Source organism: Pseudomonas corni (genome assembly GCF_057128765.1).
The window spans coordinates 145,031-167,484 of sequence record NZ_JBSKHW010000004.1 but is presented as its reverse complement, the minus strand read 5'-3'; the positions used below and the strand labels follow the sequence as shown (position 1 = coordinate 167,484).

At 61.2% G+C, this 22,454-nt stretch carries 19 protein-coding genes and 1 pseudogene; 9 read left to right on the top strand and 11 right to left on the bottom strand.

All coding sequences use genetic code 11. The features are described from left to right. The first annotated feature begins 128 nt into the window (after positions 1–128). A complete protein-coding gene (locus ACWKV9_RS09585; RefSeq protein ID WP_483835861.1) occupies positions 129–1,877 on the top strand; it encodes an ATP-binding protein in 1,749 nt (582 codons plus the stop codon). An 11-nt stretch (positions 1,878–1,888) separates the two neighbouring features. Here the strand turns inward: ACWKV9_RS09585 and ACWKV9_RS09580 are convergent, their stop codons facing one another. From ACWKV9_RS09580 to ACWKV9_RS09545, 8 genes are all read right to left on the bottom strand, one after another. Further along, positions 1,889–3,235, bottom strand: coding sequence for a cation:proton antiporter (locus tag ACWKV9_RS09580; protein ID WP_483835860.1), 1,347 nt, complete (start codon positions 3,233–3,235; stop codon positions 1,889–1,891). A gap of 283 nt (positions 3,236–3,518) precedes the next feature. Continuing rightward, positions 3,519–4,571 (bottom strand): ABC transporter substrate-binding protein, encoded by a 1,053-nt coding sequence (locus tag ACWKV9_RS09575; RefSeq protein WP_483835859.1) that lies wholly within the window; start codon positions 4,569–4,571, stop codon positions 3,519–3,521. Then, the gene (locus ACWKV9_RS09570) at positions 4,568–5,752 is read right to left on the bottom strand and encodes an NAD(P)/FAD-dependent oxidoreductase (protein WP_483835858.1); all 1,185 of its coding nucleotides are present in this window, start codon (positions 5,750–5,752) and stop codon (positions 4,568–4,570) included. Before ACWKV9_RS09570 ends, ACWKV9_RS09575 begins: the two co-directional genes overlap by 4 nt. Continuing rightward, positions 5,749–7,110, bottom strand: a complete 1,362-nt coding sequence (locus ACWKV9_RS09565; RefSeq protein ID WP_483835857.1) for an FAD/NAD(P)-dependent oxidoreductase — start codon at positions 7,108–7,110, stop codon at positions 5,749–5,751. The genes ACWKV9_RS09570 and ACWKV9_RS09565 overlap by 4 nt, the downstream gene beginning before the upstream one ends. Continuing rightward, entirely contained in the window at positions 7,107–7,397 is a 291-nt protein-coding gene (locus ACWKV9_RS09560) for a (2Fe-2S)-binding protein (protein WP_483835856.1), read from the bottom strand. Before ACWKV9_RS09560 ends, ACWKV9_RS09565 begins: the two co-directional genes overlap by 4 nt. A gap of 40 nt (positions 7,398–7,437) precedes the next feature. Next, entirely contained in the window at positions 7,438–8,232 is a 795-nt protein-coding gene (locus ACWKV9_RS09555) for an ABC transporter permease (RefSeq protein ID WP_483835855.1), read from the bottom strand. Positions 8,233–8,235: 3 nt separating this feature from the next. Then, complete coding sequence (locus ACWKV9_RS09550) at positions 8,236–9,108, bottom strand: ABC transporter permease (RefSeq protein WP_483835854.1); 873 nt, start codon at positions 9,106–9,108, stop codon at positions 8,236–8,238. Beyond that, positions 9,105–10,133: an ABC transporter ATP-binding protein gene (locus ACWKV9_RS09545; protein WP_483835853.1), complete on the bottom strand. Its 1,029-nt coding sequence runs from the start codon at positions 10,131–10,133 to the stop codon at positions 9,105–9,107. The genes ACWKV9_RS09550 and ACWKV9_RS09545 overlap by 4 nt, the downstream gene beginning before the upstream one ends. A 247-nt stretch (positions 10,134–10,380) precedes the next feature. On the opposite strand from ACWKV9_RS09545, the gene ACWKV9_RS09540 reads away from it, so the two are divergent. From ACWKV9_RS09540 to ACWKV9_RS09530, 3 genes and pseudogenes are all read left to right on the top strand, one after another. Continuing rightward, positions 10,381–11,229: an IclR family transcriptional regulator gene (locus tag ACWKV9_RS09540; protein WP_483835852.1), complete on the top strand. Its 849-nt coding sequence runs from the start codon at positions 10,381–10,383 to the stop codon at positions 11,227–11,229. 898 nt (positions 11,230–12,127) lie between these two features. After that, positions 12,128–12,814: pseudogene (locus tag ACWKV9_RS09535) on the top strand (methyl-accepting chemotaxis protein); the annotation flags it as partial. A 165-nt stretch (positions 12,815–12,979) separates the two neighbouring features. Further along, positions 12,980–13,747 (top strand): methyl-accepting chemotaxis protein, encoded by a 768-nt coding sequence (locus ACWKV9_RS09530; protein ID WP_483835985.1) that lies wholly within the window; start codon positions 12,980–12,982, stop codon positions 13,745–13,747. A gap of 80 nt (positions 13,748–13,827) precedes the next feature. Here the strand turns inward: ACWKV9_RS09530 and ACWKV9_RS09525 are convergent, their stop codons facing one another. Further along, a complete protein-coding gene (locus ACWKV9_RS09525; RefSeq protein WP_483835851.1) occupies positions 13,828–14,769 on the bottom strand; it encodes a class I SAM-dependent methyltransferase in 942 nt (313 codons plus the stop codon). 108 nt (positions 14,770–14,877) lie between these two features. On the opposite strand from ACWKV9_RS09525, the gene ACWKV9_RS09520 reads away from it, so the two are divergent. After that, on the top strand, positions 14,878–15,423 hold the full coding sequence (locus ACWKV9_RS09520; protein ID WP_483835850.1) for an N-acetyltransferase family protein: 546 nt from the start codon (positions 14,878–14,880) through the stop codon (positions 15,421–15,423). A gap of 9 nt (positions 15,424–15,432) precedes the next feature. Here the strand turns inward: ACWKV9_RS09520 and ACWKV9_RS09515 are convergent, their stop codons facing one another. Then, entirely contained in the window at positions 15,433–16,692 is a 1,260-nt protein-coding gene (locus tag ACWKV9_RS09515) for an MFS transporter (RefSeq protein ID WP_483835849.1), read from the bottom strand. A gap of 246 nt (positions 16,693–16,938) precedes the next feature. On the opposite strand from ACWKV9_RS09515, the gene hemB reads away from it, so the two are divergent. Continuing rightward, positions 16,939–17,913 carry a porphobilinogen synthase gene (gene hemB / locus ACWKV9_RS09510; RefSeq protein ID WP_483835848.1) on the top strand — a complete coding sequence of 325 codons (975 nt, stop codon included), beginning with the start codon at positions 16,939–16,941 and terminating at the stop codon, positions 17,911–17,913. Between the two features lie 345 nt (positions 17,914–18,258). Here hemB and ACWKV9_RS09505 read toward each other — a convergent pair whose 3' ends face one another. Next, complete coding sequence (locus ACWKV9_RS09505) at positions 18,259–19,152, bottom strand: LysR substrate-binding domain-containing protein (RefSeq protein WP_483835847.1); 894 nt, start codon at positions 19,150–19,152, stop codon at positions 18,259–18,261. A gap of 222 nt (positions 19,153–19,374) precedes the next feature. Here ACWKV9_RS09505 and ACWKV9_RS09500 point away from each other — a divergent pair, with 222 nt between their 5' ends. From ACWKV9_RS09500 to ACWKV9_RS09490, 3 genes are all read left to right on the top strand, one after another. Then, positions 19,375–20,442, top strand: coding sequence for an ABC transporter substrate-binding protein (locus ACWKV9_RS09500; protein ID WP_483835846.1), 1,068 nt, complete (start codon positions 19,375–19,377; stop codon positions 20,440–20,442). 73 nt (positions 20,443–20,515) lie between these two features. Further along, complete coding sequence (locus tag ACWKV9_RS09495) at positions 20,516–21,589, top strand: ABC transporter ATP-binding protein (RefSeq protein ID WP_483835845.1); 1,074 nt, start codon at positions 20,516–20,518, stop codon at positions 21,587–21,589. After that, a complete protein-coding gene (locus ACWKV9_RS09490) occupies positions 21,576–22,448 on the top strand; it encodes an ABC transporter permease (protein WP_483835844.1) in 873 nt (290 codons plus the stop codon). The genes ACWKV9_RS09495 and ACWKV9_RS09490 overlap by 14 nt, the downstream gene beginning before the upstream one ends. Positions 22,449–22,454 lie beyond the last annotated feature (6 nt).

The following is a 22,454-nucleotide window of genomic DNA, read 5'->3' as shown; positions in this document are numbered from 1 at the left end:
ACACCCCTTGTCCAAAACTGGATTGCAAGCCGTGCTGGCCTTCTTGCATCATGTGGCTTGGGCGCGATGACATCGCTGTTTGCCTTCTATGGTTCCAGTCGAATTTGCCTGATTCCGAATGCTGTTTAATGACTGCACTTATCGCGAACCCTCAGTACATGACCGAAATACCCGCCCCGTTACCCATTGATGAAGCGCGTCGCATCCAGGCGCTGGAAAGGCTGGCGATTCTCGACAGTCTTCCGGAACAGTCCTTTGACGACATCGTCGAGCTGGCTACGCGCCTGTGTGACGCGCCCATTGGCCTGGTGTCGCTGGTGGACAACGAACGTCAGTGGTTCAAGGCCTGCATTGGACTGCCGGCCAGGGAAACTCACCGGGATCTGGCATTTTGTGCTTACGCCATTCTTGAGCCCGACGACCTGCTAGTGGTTGAAGATGCCACTCAGGACCCTCGCTTCAGCGGCAACCCGTTGGTGCTCGGCGAACCCTTCATTCGTTTTTACGCGGGCGCGCCGATTGTCACCGCCGACGGTCACGCGCTTGGCACGGTGTGCGTCATCGACAGCAAACCACGAACCCTGAACCAGGCTCAATGTGCCGCTTTGCAAGCTCTGGCCCGCCAGACTGCGGCACTGTTGCAACTGCGCGAACTGAGTGCCCACCGCGACCAACAGGCCCGCCGCCTCAGCCAGCAGGTGATCGCAGCACTGGCCGACGACAGCAGTGCCCACGCCCGGTTGCGGCAAAACCAGCGAGTGGCCTCCATCGGCCAGCTCACCAGCGGCATCGCCCACGATTTCAATAACTTGCTTCAGGCCATCAGTTCCAGTTTTCAATTTGTCGACCGCAAGGCCCAGCAGCCGGAGGTGGTCAAGCGTTGGGCGCAGGTTGGCCTGCAGGCTGTCGACAAAGGTGCCGCGCTGATCAGCCGGTTGCTGGCATTCTCCCGAGAAACACAGCCTACGCTTCAAGCGCTCAACATCTGCGAACAGTTGGCGAGCATTGAACTGATGCTTGGGCGGGTGCTGGGTCCGGACATCGAGCTTGAATTCAACCTGGCGCGGGCGCCCGTCAACGTGTTGTGCGACGCGACCCAGCTGGAGTCGGCGGTGTTCAACATGCTGATCAATGCCCGTGATGCGATGCAGGGCCACGGCAGGATAGAGGTCACCACCCGTTTCATTGATCTCACCGAAAGCGCAGGCAATGGCGAGTACATTGAGCTGTCCGTCACCGACAACGGCCCGGGGATTCCTGAGTCGGTACGCGAACAGGTTTTTCAACCTTTTTTCACCACCAAGAAAATCGGCGAAGGCACCGGACTCGGCTTGTCTCAGGTCTACGGTTTTGCTATCCAGACAGGAGGCTCTGCCTCAGTTTCATGTGGTGAGAAGTCGGGCACTCGTGTGCGGTTGTTACTCAAAGTCAGTGATCGGGGGGATGACATCAATTTGCAGATTCAGGCAACGCCAGCCACGGAGGCGATGGTCCATCGCGCCAATGTATTGCTGGTCGATGACGATGAAGCACTGCGCGATACTCTGGCTCAACTGCTGATTGACGTGGGTTACGAGGTACACGCAGTCGGCAGCGGCTTTGCGGCAGTGCAGGCGCTGGAACACACGCGGCCCGACATCGTCATTACCGATTGCCTGATGCGCGACTTGGGCGGGTCAGTACTGGGCAAGGTGCTCAAGCAGATTCGTCCCGGATTGCCGGTGTTGTTCATGTCCGGGGCCGCCGACCGCAGTTCGCTGATCTGCGACACCGTGCGCGATGAATTGCTGGTGCAAAAACCGGTCAGCCTCGACAACCTGCTCAGCAAGATCCAGGAGCAGTTGCCGTTGCATAGTCGTGCAGGTCGTCAGGCGTAGGTTGCAGGCCGTCAGTCTTCTTGGTTCACCGCATTGCTGCGCTCATAGCGCTCAAGCAGTGGCTGGATACTCACCCCGTGCAACAAGATGCTGAGCGCCACGACCGACAGCGTCAGGCCGATAGTGGTTTGCACTGCTGCCTGAGGTAGTCCGTGGGCCAAGGCGTAGCACAGGTAATACAGCGTTCCGATGCCGCGAATGCCGAACCAGCTGACCAGCGCTTTTTGCGGCACATTGAGCAAGCGGCGGCTGACCAGCAGCCACACGCTCACCGGCCGAATGATGCAGAACAGCACCAAGCCCAGGCCAATCGCGCGCCAGTCCCAATACAGCGAGAGTGCCGCGCCCAGCAGCGTGATCAACAACACTTCCATCGAACGCTCAACCAGACCGCCGAACGCCAGCATGTCCCCCATCATCACGCCCGCGGCAAGCTGGGTATCGCTGAGTTCATCGGTGGTGGCGGTCGCTGTCGCAGGGTCGCTGTGCATGTGGCCCAACACCGGCTTGGCCACATGCTCGGAAGGCAGTTCGGATTGCGTCACCTGCGCCTCGGCCTGACGCAAACCCAAACCTGCGGCGAAGACCGAAAGAAAGCCAAACGCGCCCAGACCTTCGGCGATCACGTAGGCCATGGCGATCAGCGCCAGCGCCAGGAAGTCGTTGGGCGAGGAGGTGCTGTCAGCGTTCTTGATGCGCAGGTAAATCATCAGGTGTCCGACGCCGCGCCCCAGCCCGTAGCCGAGCAATAAGCCCACTGGCACGCCCCAGACTATCGTGCGCAGCAACCAGCCCTGCACCCAGTCGTAATTGGCACCGTCCATGCCGAGAAATGCCAGGGCGAAAATGACGAAGGGAAACGCCGTGCCGTCGTTCATCCCGGCCTCGCCCGACAAGCCAAACCTGACCCGGTCGAAGTCCTGCGCGTTGTTGACCTGCACCAGGCCCGCCAATACCGGGTCGGTGGGAGAAAGCATGGCGCCGAGCAACAACGAGATGCCCCAGGAAATCCCCAGCAGGTAATGCGCCGCCAGGCAGGTCCCCAATATCGTCAGCAGCATTACCGGCCCAGCCAGTAAATAAGCGGCGGACCAGGCTTTGCCGCTGAATGGCAGGCGCAGTTTGATCCCGGTGTTGAACAGCGAAAACAGCACGGCAACTTCGGTCAGGCGTTCAAGCCATTCGTGGGCGGTGCGGATGTCCAGCTGCATGAGGTCCAGCCCCAGCGGGCCGATGCCGACGCCGAACGCCAGACACACCGCAGAGGTGGTCACGGGCAGCCAGCGCAAGTAAGAGGAGGTCAGTGCCAGCAGCATCAACAGGACGCCGAGCACAGTCATGCAAAGAATAAAACTCATCCGGCCTCGATATACGTAGGGAGCGTGGGTGAGTGTGTGACTGTGGGAGGGCCGGATAGTTGAAACAATCTGTTTCAACAGGATTTGCATCGGTGCGAAAGTGCTCAGCAGCGCCGGGGCTGCGCTTTAGGGCGGGCGCCGGATCGAGATGCCCCCCACGCCGGAGAACCAGAGTGTGAGCGGACCTGTCCGCGAAGGCTATGTTACAGCCACAGAAGATGTATCGGCTGTCCCGGCCCCTTCGCGGACAGGTCCGCTCCCACGGGACAGCCCCAAGGTCTGTCTACCGCTCGATGGTCCGGCTCCAGCGCGCGTTCCATTCCGGGCGGATCTGGTTGACCTGATCCCAATCAATGGTCACAGCGGTTTCCAGGTATTTATTCATCGCATCTACCTGGCCTTTGGTTTTCTCGGTGGTGGGGGTTTTCGGGTTGGACGGGATTTGATCACCCTGTTCCAGCGCCGGTGCCTGGGCTTCGGGCGTCAGCAGGAAGGCGGCAAGTTTCTGCGCCAGTTCCGGTTGGTCGTTGTTGGCGATGGTGCATTCGGCCACGTTCAGCACCACCGCGCCTTCTTTAGGCGGCGCGTATTCGACTGGCACGCCCTTGAGTTTCAGCGCGGTGACTTGCGTGGGCGTCAGCGGGAACAACGCCGCTTCGCCGGTCTGCACCATTTCCGAAATCTTCGCCGAGCTTGCGATGTACTCCAGCACGTTGGGGCCCACGGTTTTTGGCCATGCCTTGAAGCCCGGCTCGACGTCTTTCTCGCTGCCGCCCTGCAACCGGTTGAACATCAAGAAGCCGTGCAGACCGAAAGTAGAGGAGGCCAGCGACTGGAACACCAGCTTTTCCTTGTAGCGCGGGTCTGCCATGTCGCCCCAGGACGTCGGCGCGCTCCAGCCGTTTTCCTTGAACATCTTGGTGTTGTACGCAAGGCCCGTCACCCCGAGGCTCACGGCAACGGCTTCATTCTTGATTTTGCCTTTGGCCGGGATGTCCGCCAGCGCCGCGCTCGGTTGCAGCTTGCCGCACAGGCCCATGGAGATCGCGCGGTACATGATGCCGTCGTCGAGGAACATCACGTGCATCTGCGGGTTGTCTTTGCTGGCCTGAACCTTGGCCAGAATGTCGGACGAGGTGCCCGGCACGATCACCACCTTGACGTTGTTGGCCTTTTCGAAGGCGGGCAACACTTGATCGGCGTACAGGCGTTCCATGGTGCCGCCGTTCATGCCCAGGTACAGCGTCGGTTCAGCGTGAGCCGGCATCGAAGCGAGCAAGGTCGCCAGTGGCAAGCAGGACAAACCGCTGAGTGCAAAACGTTTCAGGTTGTTCATGGGTGCGACCTTCCTCTGTGCAGTGGGATGACGTTATCGGCGCCATTGAGGGCGCCGGTGGCAGATGGAACAGCTTGGAATCGACGGATTGAAAATGCGTCGAGGGAAATGCTCGATGCGCCGGTGCAGACGATTTCCGCCAAGGCTTCTCCGGCGGCCGGGCCGATTTGAAAGCCGGAGCCTGCGAAACCGAAACCATGCAGCAAACCGTGCTGGGTCGCACTGGCACCCAGCACGGGTTCGCGGTCCGGCAAATAACCTTCGGTGCCGCTCCAGGTGCGAATCGCCTGGGCACCGGTCAACGGTGGATAGAGTTCAGCGGCGTTGCGCAGGATTTCCATGATCGCGGCATGGCCCGGTCGCGCCCGTGCCGAATCCAGTGGAAAACCCTGGCCGCCCCCCAGCACGCAATTACCCCGAGCCACCTGGCGGGCATAGATACCGCCGCCTTCAACGCCAGTGCTGACGTCCATGAACATTGGCAGCGGCTCGGTCACCAGCATCGCCGGATGGCCCGAGCGCATAGGCACCGGCTCGCCGAATTGCTCAGCCAGATGTGCCGCCCAAGCCCCGGCGCAGTTGAGCAGCCAGTGACTGCGAAAGCGCTGTCCGCTGTCAGTGCGCACGTTGAAGGCCTGGCCATCATGGTTGACGTCAATGACGTGGGCCTGCTCGAACGCCTGCGCGCCCAGACGCTGCGCAGCGCGGGCGAACGCGGGGGAGACCAGACGAGGGTTGGCGTGACCGTCGTCGGCGCACAGTGATCCACCCACCGCAACATCTCCGGCCCAAGCGAACCGCGTGCGCAATTGCGCCCGATCCAGCAATTGCAGGTTCAGCCCAAAACCCCGAGTGGCCTGGGCATAAGCCGCCAGCGCCTGCATATCCTTGTCGCTGCGCGCCAGTTTTAGATGCCCCGAGCGCAGGTATTCGCCATCAATGCCGATCAACTGCTGCAAATTGCCCCAGATGCCGTGGGCCCGTTGCGACAAAGGCAACTGCGACAACGGTCGGCCCTGACGTCGCACGCCGCCATAGTTCACACCGCTGGAATGGGAGCCAAAAAAATCCCGCTCCAGCAAGGCAACCCGCTGGCCTTTTTGCGCGAGAAACAGCGCAGCGGATGCGCCGACAATCCCGCCGCCAATGACGAGTGCATCCACTTCGATTGGCGCGCTCATTGCTGGATCTCCAGACCAAACGGCAGCGGTTTGATTGGTGCCTGACCGCGTAATCGGCCAATGCTCGACACTTCCCGGCCGCTGGCCTGGGCGATGATTTCGGTGGCCGCCAGCCCGCACATCCGGCCCTGACAGCGGCCCATGCCTACGCGACACATGGCTTTGACCCGGTTGATTTCCCAATGGCCCTGGGCAACGGTCTGGCGAATATCCCCGGCGCTGATCTCCTCGCAGCGGCAGATCGTGACTTCATCCGCTGTTTGCGCGGCCCAGTCTTCCGGGAACGGAAACGCTGTTTCCAGTCCGTGGCGAAAGCGCTCGACGGCGGCCAGCTTGTTTTTCAGTGCCGCAATACGTGCGGCATCAATGGGGTGACCGACGTCGGCCAACAACGTCAGTGCAGCCAGCTCGCCAGCCATTTCTGCGGCGTCGGCGCCCATGATTCCCGCGCCGTCACCGGCCAGATAAACGCCCTCGACCGTACTACGTCCGTCGCTGTCGCGAGTGGGCAACCAGGCGCGGTTCAGCGCGCTCCAACTGAATGCGCAACCGAGCAAATCGGCCAATTGGGTTTCACTGCGCAGCGCGTGAGCGAAGGACACGGCATCGCAGTCCATTGAGTGGGTTTGCTCGCCTTTGCGCCAACTCACCGAACCGACCCGTTGCTCGCCGTCGATGCGCTCCAGTTCCACGCCCTGATGCACCGGTATCCCGTGGGCGGTCAGCCAACTGCGGTAATACACACCTTTGGCCAACGTCAGCGGCTGGCGAATCAACGCCGGCAGCGCGCGGCTTTGCGCGGAAAAAGGTGAGCTGTCGAGGACGGCCAACACCTTGGCACCGGCTTTGGCGTATTGATAGGCCACCAGATACAACAGCGGTCCGCTGCCGGCAAACACCACACGCTCGCCAATGGCGCAACCCTGAAACTTCAGGGCAATCTGCGCCGCACCCAAGCTGTAGACTCCAGGCAATGTCCAGCCTGGCACCGGCAGAATGCGGTCGGTCGCGCCGGTCGCCACGATCAAGTGTCGATAGGCAAGTTGGTCGGCAACGCCTTCGGTCAACGTGTCCAGCACCTGATTTTCGGCGTTCCACACCAGCGTCTGCGGGCGATAGTCGATTTCATGGGCCAAACGGTCCAGCGTCGAATGCAGGGCTACTGCCTTGCTGGCTTCAAAGCCGTACAGCTTTTTTGGCGAACGCTGGAAGTTTTCCGGCTGACGACGATAGATCTGCCCGCCGCCGCGCAGACTTTCGTCTATCAGGCACGGCTGCAACCCGTAAGCGACCAGGGTTTGCGTGGCGCGAATACCCGCAGGTCCGGCACCGATGATTACGATCTCGGCGCGCTTCATGACCGGCGCCCCGGTTCGCGGCTGACCACCTGGCCCGCTTCGAGCAGCGTCGAACAGGCGCGCACACGGCGGCCATCATCGAGTCTGACCCAGCAATCCTGACACGCGCCCATCAGGCAAAAACCGGCACGGGGCTCGGCGCTGAAATCACTTCCGCGCAAGTAATCGCTGGCGGTCAGTACCGCCGTCAGCAACGTGTCGCCCTGCAAGCCAGTGGCGGGTTGGCCGTCGAGGATGAAGGGCAGGGACGGCCGGTTTTTTTCTGCCAGTCGTTTCAGCAAGGCCATGGCGCTCTCTCTGTCAGCCGGGGTGCGGTTGTTTGCGGCATCAGTGTCTGCCCACCAGTACACGGTCCAGGCCGTAAACCCGGTCGAGGATGATCATGGTGGCGGCGGTCAACGCGATGACCAGCGCTGACACGGCGGCCATCATCGGATCGATGGATTCAGTGGCGTAGACGTACATGCGCACGGGCAGCGTCTGAGTCGAGGGCGAGGTGACGAAGATCGACAGCGTCACTTCATCGAAGCTGTTGATGAACGCCAGCAGCCAGCCTCCGGCCACCCCCGGGAGAATCATCGGCAAAGTGATCAGGCGAAACAGCGTGAAACGGCTGGCGCCCAGGGATTCAGCGGCCTGTTCGGCGCTGCGGTCGATGCCGATGGCAGCCGCCAGCACAAGGCGCAGCACATAGGGCGTGATGATCACAACGTGGGCGAAGGTCAGCCAGACAAAGCTGCCATTGACGCCCATCAGCGCGAACAGACGCAGCATCGCCACCCCCAGCACCAGGTGCGGAATGATGATCGGCGAGAGAAACAGACCGTTGAGAAACCCGCGTCCGGGAAATTGATAACGGGTGATTGCCAGGGCCGCGGGCACCGCGATCAAGGTGGCGAGGGTGGCTGCGACGACTGCCAGCATCAGGCTGTTATAAAAGGAGTCGATGAAGTCCGCCCGCTCGAACACCGCCTTGAACCAGCGCAGGGAAAACCCTGACCACGGCAGGCTCAGGGTGTTTTCCGGGGTGAAAGCCACCAGACACACCACCATCAGCGGCGCGAGCATGAACACCACAACGAGGGCATGAAACGACAGGGCGAGAGAACCGTTCTTGGACATCGATCATTCCCCCAGGGATTTTTTGTAGCGGCCTTCGACCATGCGGTTCCACGACAGCATGATCAGCAAGTTCACCAGCAGCAGCGCCACCGCGATGGTCGCGCCCATGGGCCAGTTGAGTTCCGAGAGGTATTGGTCGTACACCACGGTGGCGACCATTTTCAGGCGGCGACCGCCGAGCAGGCCGGGGATCGCAAACGAGCTGGCCGAGAGGCCGAACACGATCAGCGTGCCCGACAGCACGCCGGGCATGACCTGTGGCAGCACCACCAGGCGCATCACCTTGGCCTGGGTCGCGCCCAACGACAGCGCGGCCTGTTCGGCGGACGGGTCGAGTTTCTGCAACGAGGTCCACACCGGAATGATCATGAACGGCAGCATCACGTGGACCAGCGCCAGAATCACGGCAAACGGGGTGTAGAGCATCTTGATCGGCGTGCCGCCCAGCGCAGCAATCGCCTGATTGATCAGCCCGTCGGCGCCCAGCAACAGGCTCCAGCCAAAGGCGCGGACCACCACTGAAATCAGCAAGGGGGTGAGGATCAGAATCAGAAAAATCGAGCGCCAGGGTGCGCCCATGCGGCTGAGAATGTAGGCCTCAGGTACGCCGATGACTACGCACAACAGCGTGACCAGTGCGCTGATCCAGAAGGTGCGAAAGAAGATTTCGTAGAAGTACGAATCGGTGAGCAGGTTGATGTACTGGGCGAAGGTCCATGCATCGCTTTTGACCCCGATGGTGTAGTCGAAGACGTTGAACGACAGCACCAGGGTGAGCAACAGCGGCAGCACCAGCAGGCCGAGAAACAAAATCAACGCGGGCGCCGACAACAGATAGCCGCGCCCGGTGTCGCGAAATACGCTGGGCGCATTCATGGATGCACCTCGTCGGCGGTTAGTACGCGCAACAATTCCGACGGCCAGGTCAGCCCCACAGCGGTGCCTTCATTCATCGGCGCGTCACCATCGTTGCGGCGCACCACGGTGATCTCGCCGATGGCAGTCTCGACGCGATACAACCATTGGCTACCGAGGAAATAGCGGGTGAGGATGCGGCCTTGCAGGCGACCGCTGCCGGCCTCCACCAGATCGATTTTCTCCGGACGCAGGCTGAGGATCACCGCGCCATTGCCAGGCTGTTCACGTACTTGCGGCGCTCCGCTGGCATCCAGTTCGCCTTGCAGCAGGTTGGCCTTGCCGACGAAGCCGGAAATGAACCGGGTGCGAGGGTGTTCATAGAGCTTGTAGGGCTCGTCGATCTGGGTAATGCGGCCGCCCTGCATGACCACCACGCGATCGCTGATCGACAACGCTTCTGCCTGATCGTGGGTGACCATCAGGGTGGTGATACCGACTTCGCGCTGAATCCGGCGGATCTCAAACTGCATTTCTTCGCGCAGATTGGCGTCCAGGTTCGACAGCGGTTCGTCCAGCAACAGCACCGGCGGCTCGATCACTAATGCACGGGCCAGTGCGACTCGCTGGCGTTGGCCGCCGGACAGTTCACGGGGGTAACGGTCGGCGTGCGGGGTCAGGCGGACCAGATCCAGCACCCGATCAACTCGGGTCTTGATCTCGGCGGCCGGCACTTTGCGCATGCGCAGGCCAAAGGCGACGTTGTCGCGAACGCTCATGTGCGGGAACAGCGCGTAGGACTGAAACACCACCCCCAGACCGCGACTGGCCGGTTTAGCGTGGGTGATGTCACGGCCATCGAGCAGGATGCGACCTGCGCTGACATCGACGAAACCAGCGATCATTTGCAGGGTGGTGGTTTTGCCGCAGCCTGACGGGCCGAGCAGGGACACGAATTCGCCTTTCTCCACGGCAAGGTCCGTGGCGACTACCGCGTCAACGGCGCCGTAGCGTTTGCCGAGTGCTTGAAGCTGGAGAAATGCCATCGCTGAGTTCCACCTGTTTTTCGAGCACGCCGGGGGCGTACGTTTTTTATGGGCAGATGCGAAGAGAAACCGTGCGTGACGCTGTGGACGGTGGCGCTCGATCGATGTCGGCTGCCGGTGTTATTCAAATCGCCCTGTGGACCGATCCTAGGACGAAGACTAGGATGCGCTCAACGAAGAATTTCACTGAATGAGTTTTTTCTTTCATTTAATCCATTGAGTGAATTAAGACGAGATTTATCACGATATGAATTCCACTGATCGGAATGAGTTGGGCGATCCTGCTGCCAAAGAGACCGGCGTGGGTGCGGTCTCCCGTTTGTTCGCGGTGCTGCGTTGCCTGGGCGACAGCGCGGAGGGCGGTGAGCGCGTGACCCAGCTGGCGCAGCGTGTCGGCCTGTCGCAGCCGACCACCCATCGTCTGCTGCGCAGCCTGGTGGACGAGGGCATGGTGGAACAGGACGCCAGCAGCAAACGTTATCGACTGAGCCTGGATTTCTTCGCCCTGGCGGCGCGCGCAGGCAACTCCGGCAATCTGCGTGAAATCGTGCGTCCCAGTTTGCTGCGTTTGTCAGCGTCACTGGGCGATTCGTTGTTTTTACTGGCACGCAGTGGTTTTGATGCGATCTGCCTTGATCGCAGCGAAGGGCCGTACCCGATTCGTACCTTTACCGGCGATATCGGCGGGCGGGTGGCCTTGGGTGTGGGGCAGGGCAGTCTGGCGATTCTGGCCTTTCTCCCCGAGGACGAGCGTGACACCGTTATCAGCTACAACCTGCCGCGCCTGCGGGACGTGCATCTGTACGACGAGGTGCTGCTGCGCTCGGAAATCGACAACGTCCGGCGCCTGGGCTACGCCGCCCGCAACACCGGTGTGCTGCCGGGGATGGCCGGGCTTGCCGTACCGATCCTCGACCGAGAAGGGCGCGCCGTCGCGGCTTTAAGCGTGGCGACCATCAGCGACCGCCTCAACGCCGACCGCCTGCCCACGGTGGTCGAACTGCTCAAACGCGAAGCCATGGCCATCGGACAGAAGATCAACCCGTTCGACCCCTTGCTACGCCGGCCTTCCCAGGTGTTTGGGCAGCCTGGGTAAACGGATGTACCGGCCTTTTCGCGGGCAAGCGCGCTCCTACAGGATTGGCATCAAACCTGAATTTCAGCGGCGCTGCGCATCCCGTAGGAGCTCACGGAGGTTACGACGCCAGCGATGGGCCGCGCAGCGGCCCCAAACCTAACGTCCCGGTTTCAACTGACACACCGCATTCCCCCGTTTTGCTGCCGCTGCGCGCCAGATCGTCGGCAAGCCGGACTCCTACGGGCTTCGCCCAGAATCAAAAGCAATGCGTTGTGCGCTGCCTAACCCGTGGGAGCGGACCTGTCCGCGAGGGGGCCGGTACATCCGACGTATCTATGTCGCCCGATCAATCGCCTTCGCGGACAAGTCCGCTCCCACGGGATCAGCGTCAGCCCTCTTTCAGTAACGCCCCAGATCCTTTTGTAGGAGCGCGCTTGCCCGCGAAAGCTTTCTGCCAGGCGCTGAAGATGCGTCGGGTGTATCGCCGTATATCGCCGGCAAGCGCGCTCCTACAGGATTGGCATCAAACCTGGATTTCAGCGGCGCTGCGCATCCCGCGTGGGAGCGGACCTGTCCGCGAAAGGGCCGGTACATCCGACGCATCTATGTCGCCCGATCAATCGCCTTCGCGGACAGGTCTGCTCCCACGGGATTGGTATCAGGCAGTGATCCGTTGTAGGAGCGCGCTTGCCCGCGAATATCGGTTGTCAGGCCCCGAAGATGAAGGGCATACGAAGCTTTTCGACCGATTATCGGTTTGATGAGGACGGCGCTAAAGAAGCGTTAATCCTGGTCGATGAATCCTGGGTAACCCTCTGTTGCGAAACGTTTTCCGGCAGGGGCACAGGGAAGTGGCACGTGTTCAATCCTCCGGGGCGACCTCGGAGACTGCGGTCCTTCCCGGCGAGATTCCCGTATGTCCAAATCCCTTAAATTCCAGATTCTGGCGATGCTCAGTGCAAGCCTGGTGCTGGTGCTGTTGATCGCGCTGGCGTGCTTTCACTTCCTGTCGAGCAATGTGCACGCCTATCGCGGCCTGCTGGACGGGCCGTTGCAGGGTTCACAGTTGATCGATCAGGCCAATCTGCAATTCAAAGTTCAGGTTCAGGAATGGAAGAACGTGCTGCTGCGCGGCAAACAGGCTGCTGACCGTGACAAATTCTGGGGCCAGTTCGAAGATCAGGAGCGCCAGGTGCAAGCCACCCTTGGCCGCCTGGGCGAAGTGCAGGGCATCGATCCAGCACTGAAAACCCGCATCGACCGTCTAAAAGAAGAACACCGCACCCTTGGCACCGCTTACCGCAAAGGCCGCGACGCGTTCATTGCCGCCAACGCCGATCCGGTGGCGGGAGATCAAGCGGTGAAAGGCGTAGACCGCGCTGCCAGCGAGCAGATGACCGAGCTGGTGACTGAACTGCGCAAACAGAGCGACCAACAATCGCTGGCGATCAGCGCGGCGGCGGATCAAACCATTCTGCTGGGGACGCTGATCATGCTGGCGTCCGCATTGCTGGTGGGTGTGCTCACCTTGTGGCTGGTCAACCGCAACATCGTCGGGCCGATTCGGATGCTGATCGATTACGTCGCGCAACTGAGCGAAGGCAAATTCAGCGAGCGCGTCAGCATCAAGCGTCAGGATGAGCTGGGCCGTCTGGCGGTGGCCGCCAATACGTTGCGCGATTTCCTGGCCGATACCTTTACTCGTCTCAAGCGCAGCACCACGGATCTGGACAGCGCCGGCGGCGAGCTTAAAGCCATTGCCGCGTTGATGGCGCAAGGCACGCTGGAGCAGTTCGAGCGTACCGACCAGGTCGCCACCGCCATGAATGAAATGTCGGCCACCGCTCAGGAAGTTGCCCGTCACGCCGCCGAGGCTTCGCAGGCGGCTGACGAAGCGGATCGCTGTTCTCAGGAAGGCGACAAAGTGATGGGCGCCACCATCACCGCGATCAACCACATGCGCACTGAAATCAGCAACACCGCCGAAGTCATCCGCCGTCTGGAAACTGACAGCGGACGTATCGGCAAAGTGCTGGAAGTGATTCGCGGCATCGCCGAGCAGACCAATCTGCTGGCCTTGAACGCTGCCATCGAAGCGGCGCGGGCAGGCGACGCCGGGCGTGGTTTTGCGGTGGTGGCTGATGAAGTCCGGACGCTGGCACAGCGCACCGCCGCCTCCACTGCCGAGATCAATCAGATCATTCATTCGGTGCAGACCGGGGCAACCGATGCGGCGCTGGCCATCGAAAGCGGCCAGACACGCAGTCAGGAAAGCGTCGATCAAGTGGCGTTGGCTGGGAGTTCGTTGCAGCGCATCACGGCAGCGGTCGAATCGATTCGTGACATGAACCGCCAGATTGCCACCGCCGCCGAAGAGCAAACGTCGGTTGCCGAAGACATCTCGCGCAACCTGACGGAAATCACCGCCATCGCCACCACTAACCAGGACAACGTCAAGCGCACTCAAGTTGCCAGTGGCGATTTGCATCAGCTGTCGGTGGGGCTCAACGACGTGATCTCGCGGTTGAGTGCTTAAGTTTTTCTGTAGGAGCCAACTTGTTGGCGAGGCAGACGCTGCGGTGTGTCAGGCACTACGTCTCGCGAACAAGTTCGCTCCTACAGGGTTTGCTTAAAGACCAAGGCCTTCAAACCGCCTTCGGGCTCTATATCGGCAAACTCCGGCGGGTTGTCCAGACGCTGCACGAACTGCAGGCTCGGTGCTTCGCGCATCACGCCTTCGACAAGGAAATCGGCCCCCATCGCCGGGTCATTCATGCACGCCAGCACCGTACCGGTGTCGGTCAACAGTTCCGGCAGTTTGCGCAGTACGCGCTGATAATCCTTGGTCAGCAGAAAGCTGCCTTTCTGGAACGAAGGCGGGTCGATGATCACCAGGTCATATGGCCCGGTGCTCTTCACTTTGCCCCAGGATTTGAACAGCTCATGGCCGAGAAAACTGACTTTACTCAGGTCATGGCCATTGAGCCGATGATTGTCGCGCCCCCGGCTCAAGGCTGCGCGGGACATGTCCAGATTGACCACCGACTCCGCACCGCCCTCAATCGCCGCCACCGAGAACCCGCAGGTGTAGGCAAACAGGTTCAGCACCCGTTTGCCCTGCGAGTTGGCCCGCACCCAGTCACGTCCATAGCGCATGTCCAGAAACAACCCGCTGTTCTGCTTTTTGCCAAAATCCACGAGATAGCGCAGGCCGCCTTCAGTCAGCGTCCATTCATCCAGATGCTCGCCCACCAGCCATTCGGTTGTGCTGTCCGGCAGGTAGCGATGTTGCAACAGCAGCGTGTGCGCACCGGATGATTTCCAGGGTGCGCAATCGATGATTTCCATCAGTAACTCTTTCAACGCCTGCAATTCGGATTCGGCCGGCGCCTTGAACAGCGACACCAGCACCACGCCCTGCATCCAGTCGACGGTCAGTTGCTCCAGACCAGGCCAGCGACGGCCCCGGCCATGGAACAGACGGCGGGTTTCTGCAGGCGGGTTTGCAAGGGCGGTCAATAGATGGTGCTGCAGGACAGCGAGAGCGTCAGGGTTCATTCGGCAGGGTCGGCAGAGGGAATGGGCGGCATTTTAAACGCATTTACAAGGTCTGCGTCTGCGTTGATCATTTGCCCAACCGATGGCTGACGAACAAAGAAGACCCACATGACCCAAGACCTGATCCTGCGCGACGCCCGCGATGACGACATGCCCGCCGTGCAGGCGATTTACGCTCACCATGTGATCCACGGCACGGCCAGCTTTGAACTCGATCCGCCGCCGCTTGCTGAAATGCTTAGGCGGCGTGCCGATATCCTGGCCAACGATCTGCCATATGTGGTGGCCGAACGCGCGGGGGAGGTGGTCGGTTACGGTTACGCCACCCTGTATCGGCCGCGTCCAGCCTATCGCTCCAGCGTTGAGGATTCGGTTTACGTGCGTGAAGGTCTAGGCGGGCTGGGGATTGGTCACCGGCTGTTGCAGGTGATCATCGAACGATGCGAGACGGGAGGGCGTCGGCAGATGATCGCGATCATCGGCGACAGAGAAAACGCCGCCTCCATTCGCCTGCACCAGCGGATGGGATTCCGCCGCGTCGGGGTATTTGAATCGGTCGGCTTCAAGCATGGCCGCTGGCTGGACACGGTGCTGATGCAACGTGAACTGGGTGAGGGCTCATCGAGCACCCCCGGCACAGCGGCTCGCGTCTGATCTGCCGACTCAACCTGTGACGGCGGCCGCTGTGGGTTCATCGTCAGTTTTCGCGCGCCCCAGCGTCTCCGGCACTGCCACCCACAGCAAAACGAAGGCGACCGCTGCAATCGCCGCCAGGGTCAAGAACGCCGCGCTGTAGCCCGCTTGTTGAATTACCAGGCCCGCCAGACCGTTGCTCAAGGCGGCGCCCAGCCCGAACACGGTCGAGATCGCGCCAAGGCTGACGTTGAAACGTCCGGTGCCAGCGGTGAGATCCTTCACCACCAACGGCAGCAGTGCGCCAAACGCCCCGGCGCCGATGCCGTCCAGCAACTGCACCGACACCAGCCACCACGGGTTGTCCGACAGCACATACAGCACGCCCCGCAACGGCAGAATGATGAACCCCGCCAGCAGCAAAGGCTTGCGCCCCCAGTCATCGGCCTTGGCGCCTACCAGCCAGGCCACCGGAACCATGACCAACTGCGCAGCGACGATGCAGGCCGAGGTGAGCGGCGTAGCGAGGCTCATGTCGATCTGCGACAGCTTCTGACTGACCAGCGTCAGCATCGCCGCGTTGGCCAAATGAAACAGCCCGCAGCACACCGCGAACACCAACAGCGGTCTGTTGGTCAGCAGCACCTTCACCCCTGACGGTTGTTCGCCCGAGTCTTTGTGCGCGGGATCAAAACCCCGCGCGACCTCATGGTCGATGGCATCGGCGGACACAAAGCTGACCGCGACGACGCTCGCCACCGCCATGAACGCCATCAGATAAAACACGGCGACGGGGCCGAACATCCAGGAAAACAACCCCGCCAGCAAGGCCGCCACGGCATTGCCCGCGTGATTCCAGGTTTCGTTGCGGCCAGTCCTGCGGGTAAAGGCTTTGGGCCCGGTGATGCCCAGGGAAATAGCGGCAATCGCAGGGGCGAACACCGAGCCTGCAATGGCGCTGATGGACTGCGTGATCGCAACCCAGCTGAACGAATTGATAAACGGCAACACCAGACAGCCGCCCGTCACCAGTAGGGCGGCGATGGCGACAATCAGGCGCTTGCTTTTGGATCGGTCGATCAGCGCGCCAGCCGGGGTTTGCGTTATCAGGGCGGCGATGCCCGCCAGTGTCATCACCAGACCGATGCTGGCGGGGTCCCACTTGTGGACTGCCAGCAGGTAGATCGCCAGATAGGGCCCCAGTCCGTCGCGCACATCGGCGAGGAAGAAGTTGAGACCGTCCAGGGAAAGGTTGTTGCGTTTATCTGCGTATTTGTTTTGTGTGTTCAAGGCCGGTCCCGCCCCAGTCAAGGTCGCCACTTTGTATGGCACTCTCCGATAGCAGTGACCTGCGCCACAGTCCTTTAGTTGCGGGATGTTGCAGCAATTTTTCATGGCACTGTTGCAGACTCGGCAAGGGACTTTATCGTCCAGATATTTGAATCGAGGTCGCGGCAGGCATAAGCTTCGCGCCATCGATATTTGCCTGACGCTTGGCGTCCGTCATTTTTCCGGATTTTCATTTCAGGAACTGCCATGTCCAGCCTGTTTCCAGCTTCCCGTCCACGTCGCCTGCGCAGCAACGAAAACTTCCGTGCGCTGTTTCAGGAATCCGAATTTACCCTCAACGATCTGGTGCTGCCGATCTTCGTCGAAGAAGAAATCGACGACTTCGTGCCGATCAAGAGCATGCCCGGTGTGCAGCGTATTCCAGAGTCGAAACTGGCTCAGGAAGTCGAGCGTTACGCCAAGGCTGGCATCAAGTCGGTGATGACCTTTGGTGTGTCCCACCATCTTGACGCCGACGGCAGCGACACCTGGAAAGAAAACGGCCTGGTTTCGCGGATCTCGCGGACCATCAAAAGCGCAGTGCCGGAAATGATCGTGATGTCCGATACCTGTTTTTGTGAGTACACCGATCACGGCCATTGCGGCGTGATGCACGGTGATCACGTCGATAACGATGCAACGATTGAAAACCTCGGCAAGCAGGCGGTGATGGCTGCCCGTGCAGGCGCCGATGTGATCGCCCCTTCGGCAGCGATGGACGGGCAGGTCAAGGCGATTCGCGCGGCGCTGGACGCAGCAGGTTTCACCCACACGCCGATCATGGCGTATTCGACCAAGTTCGCCTCGGCGTTGTACGGCCCGTTCCGTGAAGCGGGCGGCAGTGCGTTGAAGGGTGATCGCAAGACGTACCAGATGAACCCGATGAACCGCCGCGAAGCGCTGCGTGAATCGCTGATGGATGAGGCCGAAGGCGCCGATGCGTTGATGGTCAAGCCAGCGGGCGCTTACCTGGACATCATCCGCGACATCCGCGAAGCGTCGACCCTGCCATTGGCGGCGTATCAGGTCAGTGGCGAGTACGCGATGATCAAGTTCGGCGCGCAAGCGGGCGCCATCGACGAACACCGCGTAGTCCGCGAAAGCCTGGGCGCCATCAAGCGCGCAGGCGCGGATTTGATCTTCACCTACTTTGCGATGGATCTGGCGCTGAGCGGGATTTGATAGAGATGGCTTGATCAGCAAGCCTGGACGTGCGCAAGACTGTTGGAGCGAGGCTTGCCCGCGAAGCTGAGCACGCGGTGTATCAGACACACCGCATCGCGGCCTCGCGCTGCTCGTACGCTCCTACAGGGGATGTATGTTTGCCGGAGGGCACGGGATCCGTGGGAGCGGACCCGTCCGCGAATGGGGTTGCGCCGCAGTTGTGCAGGTCGCTACCCAACCTGTAGGAGCTGCCGAGCCGCCGAAGGCTGCGATCGCGATACACCTGACACACCGCAATCGCGGCCTCGCGCTGCTCGTACGCTCCTACAGGAGATGTGTGGGGGGCCGCGACCGTGGGTGCGATCAATGTCCCAACACCTCCCGGTAATACGCTTTCAATGTGTCGATGAACTCCTCGGCCAATGTCGTCCTTGCCTGCGACGTGGGCCAGATCACGTAGGTGGGGAACAGGATGTCCGGCCGGAACGGGCGTACCACCACGTCCAGGTGCAGATAATCCCGGGCCACGAAGGGGTGGGCGAGGGTGATGCCCATGCCCAGCGCTACCATTTCGCAGTTGATCGCGGCGTATTGCGCCTCCACCGCCATGATCCGCTCGACACCCGCCTGCTCGAACAAGCCGTCCACCAGAGACCGCGTCCCATCGCCATGGCAGAGCGAGACAAACGCCTCACCCTCAAGGTCGGTAAACGTGATTTCAGATCGCTCGGCCAAGGGGTGCGATCCAGGCAAAACGCAGACCGCCGGCACCTGCGCCAGCAACTCGATCTGCTGACTGCTGACATCGCCTGGGTGCACGACGATGCCGATGTCGCAGAACTGCGATTTCACCCATTGCTCCACCGTCGGCGATGAGTTCACGTGCAGCGACACGGTGAGTTCCGGGCGTGAGTCAGTGAAGGTTTTCAGCACTCTGGGAATCACGCTCAGGCCCATCGACGGCACCGCCGCCACTCGCAAACGCCCGGTGCCCAGATTGCGAATGTTCTTGGCAGACAGTTTGAGGCTGTCCAGCCCCACATACGCACGCTCGACCTCCTGAAAGAACGCCTGGCCTTCCTGGGTCGGAATCAATCGCACGCCCGCACGCTTGAACAGACTCAGCCCCGTGCTCAATTCCAGCTGCGAAATCAGCCGGCTGACATTGGGCTGCGAGGTGTACAGGACCTCGGCCGCAGCGGTCATGGAACCCAGTCTCATCACGCTGCGGAACGCTTCAATCTGCCTGAGATTCATCACGATCTTCCATATCAAATATGAATAACTAACCGATATATCCGTATTTGACCATATGGATCGTCGATAGCAATACTCGAAGCCAGCAACCCATAGCGCACATGAAGATGCGCCACCCGGAACGGATACTCCGGGCGCATGCACCGTGCATGCAAAGCCTCGGCTCACACCGAAGCGACTGACGCATTGTTCGATCTGCCCCATGCACTTCGGAGATAGTCTGTGAATAGCCTCAACTCGTCCTCAGCCCCACAGCCGTTTGCCCGCATCGCCGCCGCCGTAGCCATGACCCTTGCAGGTTTTGGCAGCGCCAGCGCATCCGCCGACACCACCCTGTATGTCGCAGGGGTCGGTGGCTCCACCGAGCAGATGTACAAAACCAAAGTCATCCCCGCCTTCGAAAAGCTGCACAACGTCAAAGTCATCTACGTCGCCGGCAACTCCACCGAAACCCTGGCCAAGCTGCAGGCGCAAAAGGGCCGGCAGCAGATCAACGTGGCGATGATGGACGACGGCCCGATGTATCAGGCGTTGCAGATGGGGCTGTGCGAAAAGCTCAGCGATGCACCGGTCTATAAGGACCTCTATCCCTTGGCCCGGCTGAGCCCGGAGGCCACCGGGATTGGCGTGGTCGCCACCGGTATTGGCTACAACGAGGACGCGTTCAAGAAGCGCGGTTGGGCGCCACCTGATTCCTGGGAAAACCTCACCGATCCCAAATACAAGCAACTGCTGGGCATGCCGCCGGTGACCAACACCTACGGCCTGCACAGCCTGGTGGAAATGGCCCGATTGCGTGGCGGTGGCGAGAAAAACATCGACCCCGGCTTCAAGGCGCTCAAAGACGAAATCGGGCCCAACGTGCTGGCTTGGGTTTCAGCGCCCGGCGAAATGGACGGCATGATGCAGAACGGCGACGTGGTCATGGCCGTCTACGGCAGCGGTCGCGCGGTGGCGCTGCAAAGCACCGGTTTTCCGCTGAAATTCATCTATCCGAAAGAGGGCGGCATCGCCCTGCAGATCGCGGCCTGCGGCGTCACGCCCAATGCTCAGTCCGAGCTGTCGCAAGCGTTCATTCAGTACGTGCTCTCGCCGGAAGTGCAGACCATTCAGGCCAAGGAAAACGGCTTTGCCCCGGTCAACCAGACAGTGACGCTGGCGCCGGACATCGCCGCTCGCATGCCTTATGGACCCGAGAAGGTCAACGCGCTGATCAAGGTCGATTGGGACACCATCAACCAGCAGCGCAGCGAGTGGACGACGCGCTGGAACCGCACGGTCGAGCGCTAGACGCCTGCGTTGATGGATGACGCTTCCCGACACCTTTCTGGAGACGCAGGCCCCGTGCCTGCGTGGCAAGCCCATGGCATTTCTCACACTCGAAGGCCTCGTCAAAACCTACGGCAGTTTCCGGGCCATTGACGGGCTGAACCTCGAAGTTCAGCACGGCGAATTCATCGCCTTGCTCGGTCCGTCCGGCTGCGGCAAGACCACCACGTTGCAGTCGATTGCAGGATTTGTGCAGCCCACCGAAGGGCGCATCGTCCTCGATGGCCGTGACATCACCCACGTGCGCCCCGAGCAGCGAGGTCTGGGGATCGTCTTTCAGAGCTACGCGCTATTTCCGCACATGACCGTGGCGCAAAACATCAGCTTTGGCCTGGAAATGCGCGGCGTGCCCAAGGCCGAGCGCGGCACGCGGGTCGTCGAAGCCCTGGATCTGGTACGCCTCAAAGGCCTGGGTGATCGCTATCCAAAAGCGCTCTCCGGCGGACAGCGTCAGCGGGTGGCCATCGCTCGCGCCCTGGCGATCCGCCCCAATTTATTGCTGCTCGACGAGCCGATGTCCAACCTCGACGCCAAGCTGCGCGAGGAGATGCACATCGAACTGCGGGCGATTCAGCGCGATCTGGGCATCACCACCATTCTGGTAACCCACGATCAGGTCGAAGCCATGACCATGAGCGACCGCATTGCCGTGATGCAGAAGGGTCGCATCGTGCAGATCGATACGCCGTTCGAGGCCTACGAGCGCCCGCATTCGCCCTTCGCTTCGGCGTTTCTGGGCAAGACCAACGCTTTCGCAGGCGCCGTCCAGTTACGCAATGACCGCTGCTGTCACGTTCAGGTCAAGGACACCACGCTGCACGTACCCCACGAAGACCGCTCGCTGGGCAACGACGTCAACGTCTATATCCGCCCGGAAAAAATACGCCTGACCGCCGTCGGCGCAGGGCGCATGACCGGCCGGGTGCGCCTGCGGGTGTTCCTCGGCAACCTGTGGCTGATCGCGGTGGACAGCCATTTGGGCCTGGTGCACATGACCCAGCCGAATCTGGGCACGCCGCCGCCGGATGAAGGCAGCGAAGTCGGCCTCGACTGGTCAGATGATGACTTGCGCCTGCTGGATCGGGAGGTCGCCCATGGCCAGGTATGACGCCGAACACGTCGGCGCTGCGCCGTGGTTGCTCAGCGGGCCGGCGCTGTTGGTCTTTATCGCGCTGTTGCTGGCGCCTTTGCTGCTGACGGCCGTCTTGTCCCTGAACCTGTTCAGCGACAGCGGCGTCGTAGTGCCGGGCTACAGCCTGGGCAACTACATCGAAGTGTTCCAGGACGGTTATTTTCACGAAATCTTCCTGCGCACTGGCGGCATGGCGCTGGCCGTCACCGTGCTCTGCGTGCTGCTGGGCGTGCCGGAGACCATCATCATTGCGCGCATGGCCCCGCGCTGGCGCTCCTTGTTTCTGCTGGTGGTGCTTGGCCCGCTGCTGATTTCGGTGGTGGTGCGTACCTTGGGCTGGGCGATCCTGCTGGGCAATAACGGACTGATCAACGACGCCCTGCAAGCCTTGGGCATTACCGATCAGCCGGTGAAAATGCTCTTCACCCAGGTCGGGGTGATCATCGCGCTGACCCACGTGCTGGTGCCGTTCATGGTCATCGCGGTGTGGGCGACTTTGCAGCGCCTTGACCTGCAGGTGGAGTGGGCGGGGCTGTCCCTGGGCGCATCGCGGCTGACGGTATTTCGCCGAATCATCCTGCCGCAGATCATGCCGGGCATTCTCTCGGGCTCGATCATCGTCTTTGCCCTCGCAGCCTCAGCCTTTGCCACACCGGCGATCATTGGCGGTCGGCGTTTGAAAGTCGTTGCCACTGCCGCCTACGACGAGTTCCTCGGCACGCTCAATTGGCCCCTCGGTGCGGCCATTGCCATGCTGTTGCTGGTGGCGAACCTGATCATCATTTTAGGTTGCAGCAAGCTGGCCGAGCGCCGCTTCAAGCAAGTCTTCGAGTAGACGGCC

Bases quoted from the DNA above. Each gene is read 5' to 3' on its own strand.
- ACWKV9_RS09585 (WP_483835861.1), top strand. From the start codon at position 129: ATGACTGCACTTATCGCGAACCCTCAGTACATGACCGAAATACCCGCC.
- ACWKV9_RS09580 (WP_483835860.1), bottom strand. From the start codon at position 3,235: ATGAGTTTTATTCTTTGCATGACTGTGCTCGGCGTCCTGTTGATGCTG.
- ACWKV9_RS09575 (WP_483835859.1), bottom strand. From the start codon at position 4,571: ATGAACAACCTGAAACGTTTTGCACTCAGCGGTTTGTCCTGCTTGCCA.
- ACWKV9_RS09570 (WP_483835858.1), bottom strand. From the start codon at position 5,752: ATGAGCGCGCCAATCGAAGTGGATGCACTCGTCATTGGCGGCGGGATT.
- ACWKV9_RS09565 (WP_483835857.1), bottom strand. From the start codon at position 7,110: ATGAAGCGCGCCGAGATCGTAATCATCGGTGCCGGACCTGCGGGTATT.
- ACWKV9_RS09560 (WP_483835856.1), bottom strand. From the start codon at position 7,397: ATGGCCTTGCTGAAACGACTGGCAGAAAAAAACCGGCCGTCCCTGCCC.
- ACWKV9_RS09555 (WP_483835855.1), bottom strand. From the start codon at position 8,232: ATGTCCAAGAACGGTTCTCTCGCCCTGTCGTTTCATGCCCTCGTTGTG.
- ACWKV9_RS09550 (WP_483835854.1), bottom strand. From the start codon at position 9,108: ATGAATGCGCCCAGCGTATTTCGCGACACCGGGCGCGGCTATCTGTTG.
- ACWKV9_RS09545 (WP_483835853.1), bottom strand. From the start codon at position 10,133: ATGGCATTTCTCCAGCTTCAAGCACTCGGCAAACGCTACGGCGCCGTT.
- ACWKV9_RS09540 (WP_483835852.1), top strand. From the start codon at position 10,381: ATGAATTCCACTGATCGGAATGAGTTGGGCGATCCTGCTGCCAAAGAG.
- ACWKV9_RS09530 (WP_483835985.1), top strand. From the start codon at position 12,980: ATGGCGCAAGGCACGCTGGAGCAGTTCGAGCGTACCGACCAGGTCGCC.
- ACWKV9_RS09525 (WP_483835851.1), bottom strand. From the start codon at position 14,769: ATGAACCCTGACGCTCTCGCTGTCCTGCAGCACCATCTATTGACCGCC.
- ACWKV9_RS09520 (WP_483835850.1), top strand. From the start codon at position 14,878: ATGACCCAAGACCTGATCCTGCGCGACGCCCGCGATGACGACATGCCC.
- hemB (WP_483835848.1), top strand. From the start codon at position 16,939: ATGTCCAGCCTGTTTCCAGCTTCCCGTCCACGTCGCCTGCGCAGCAAC.
- ACWKV9_RS09505 (WP_483835847.1), bottom strand. From the start codon at position 19,152: ATGAATCTCAGGCAGATTGAAGCGTTCCGCAGCGTGATGAGACTGGGT.
- ACWKV9_RS09495 (WP_483835845.1), top strand. From the start codon at position 20,516: ATGGCATTTCTCACACTCGAAGGCCTCGTCAAAACCTACGGCAGTTTC.
- ACWKV9_RS09490 (WP_483835844.1), top strand. From the start codon at position 21,576: ATGGCCAGGTATGACGCCGAACACGTCGGCGCTGCGCCGTGGTTGCTC.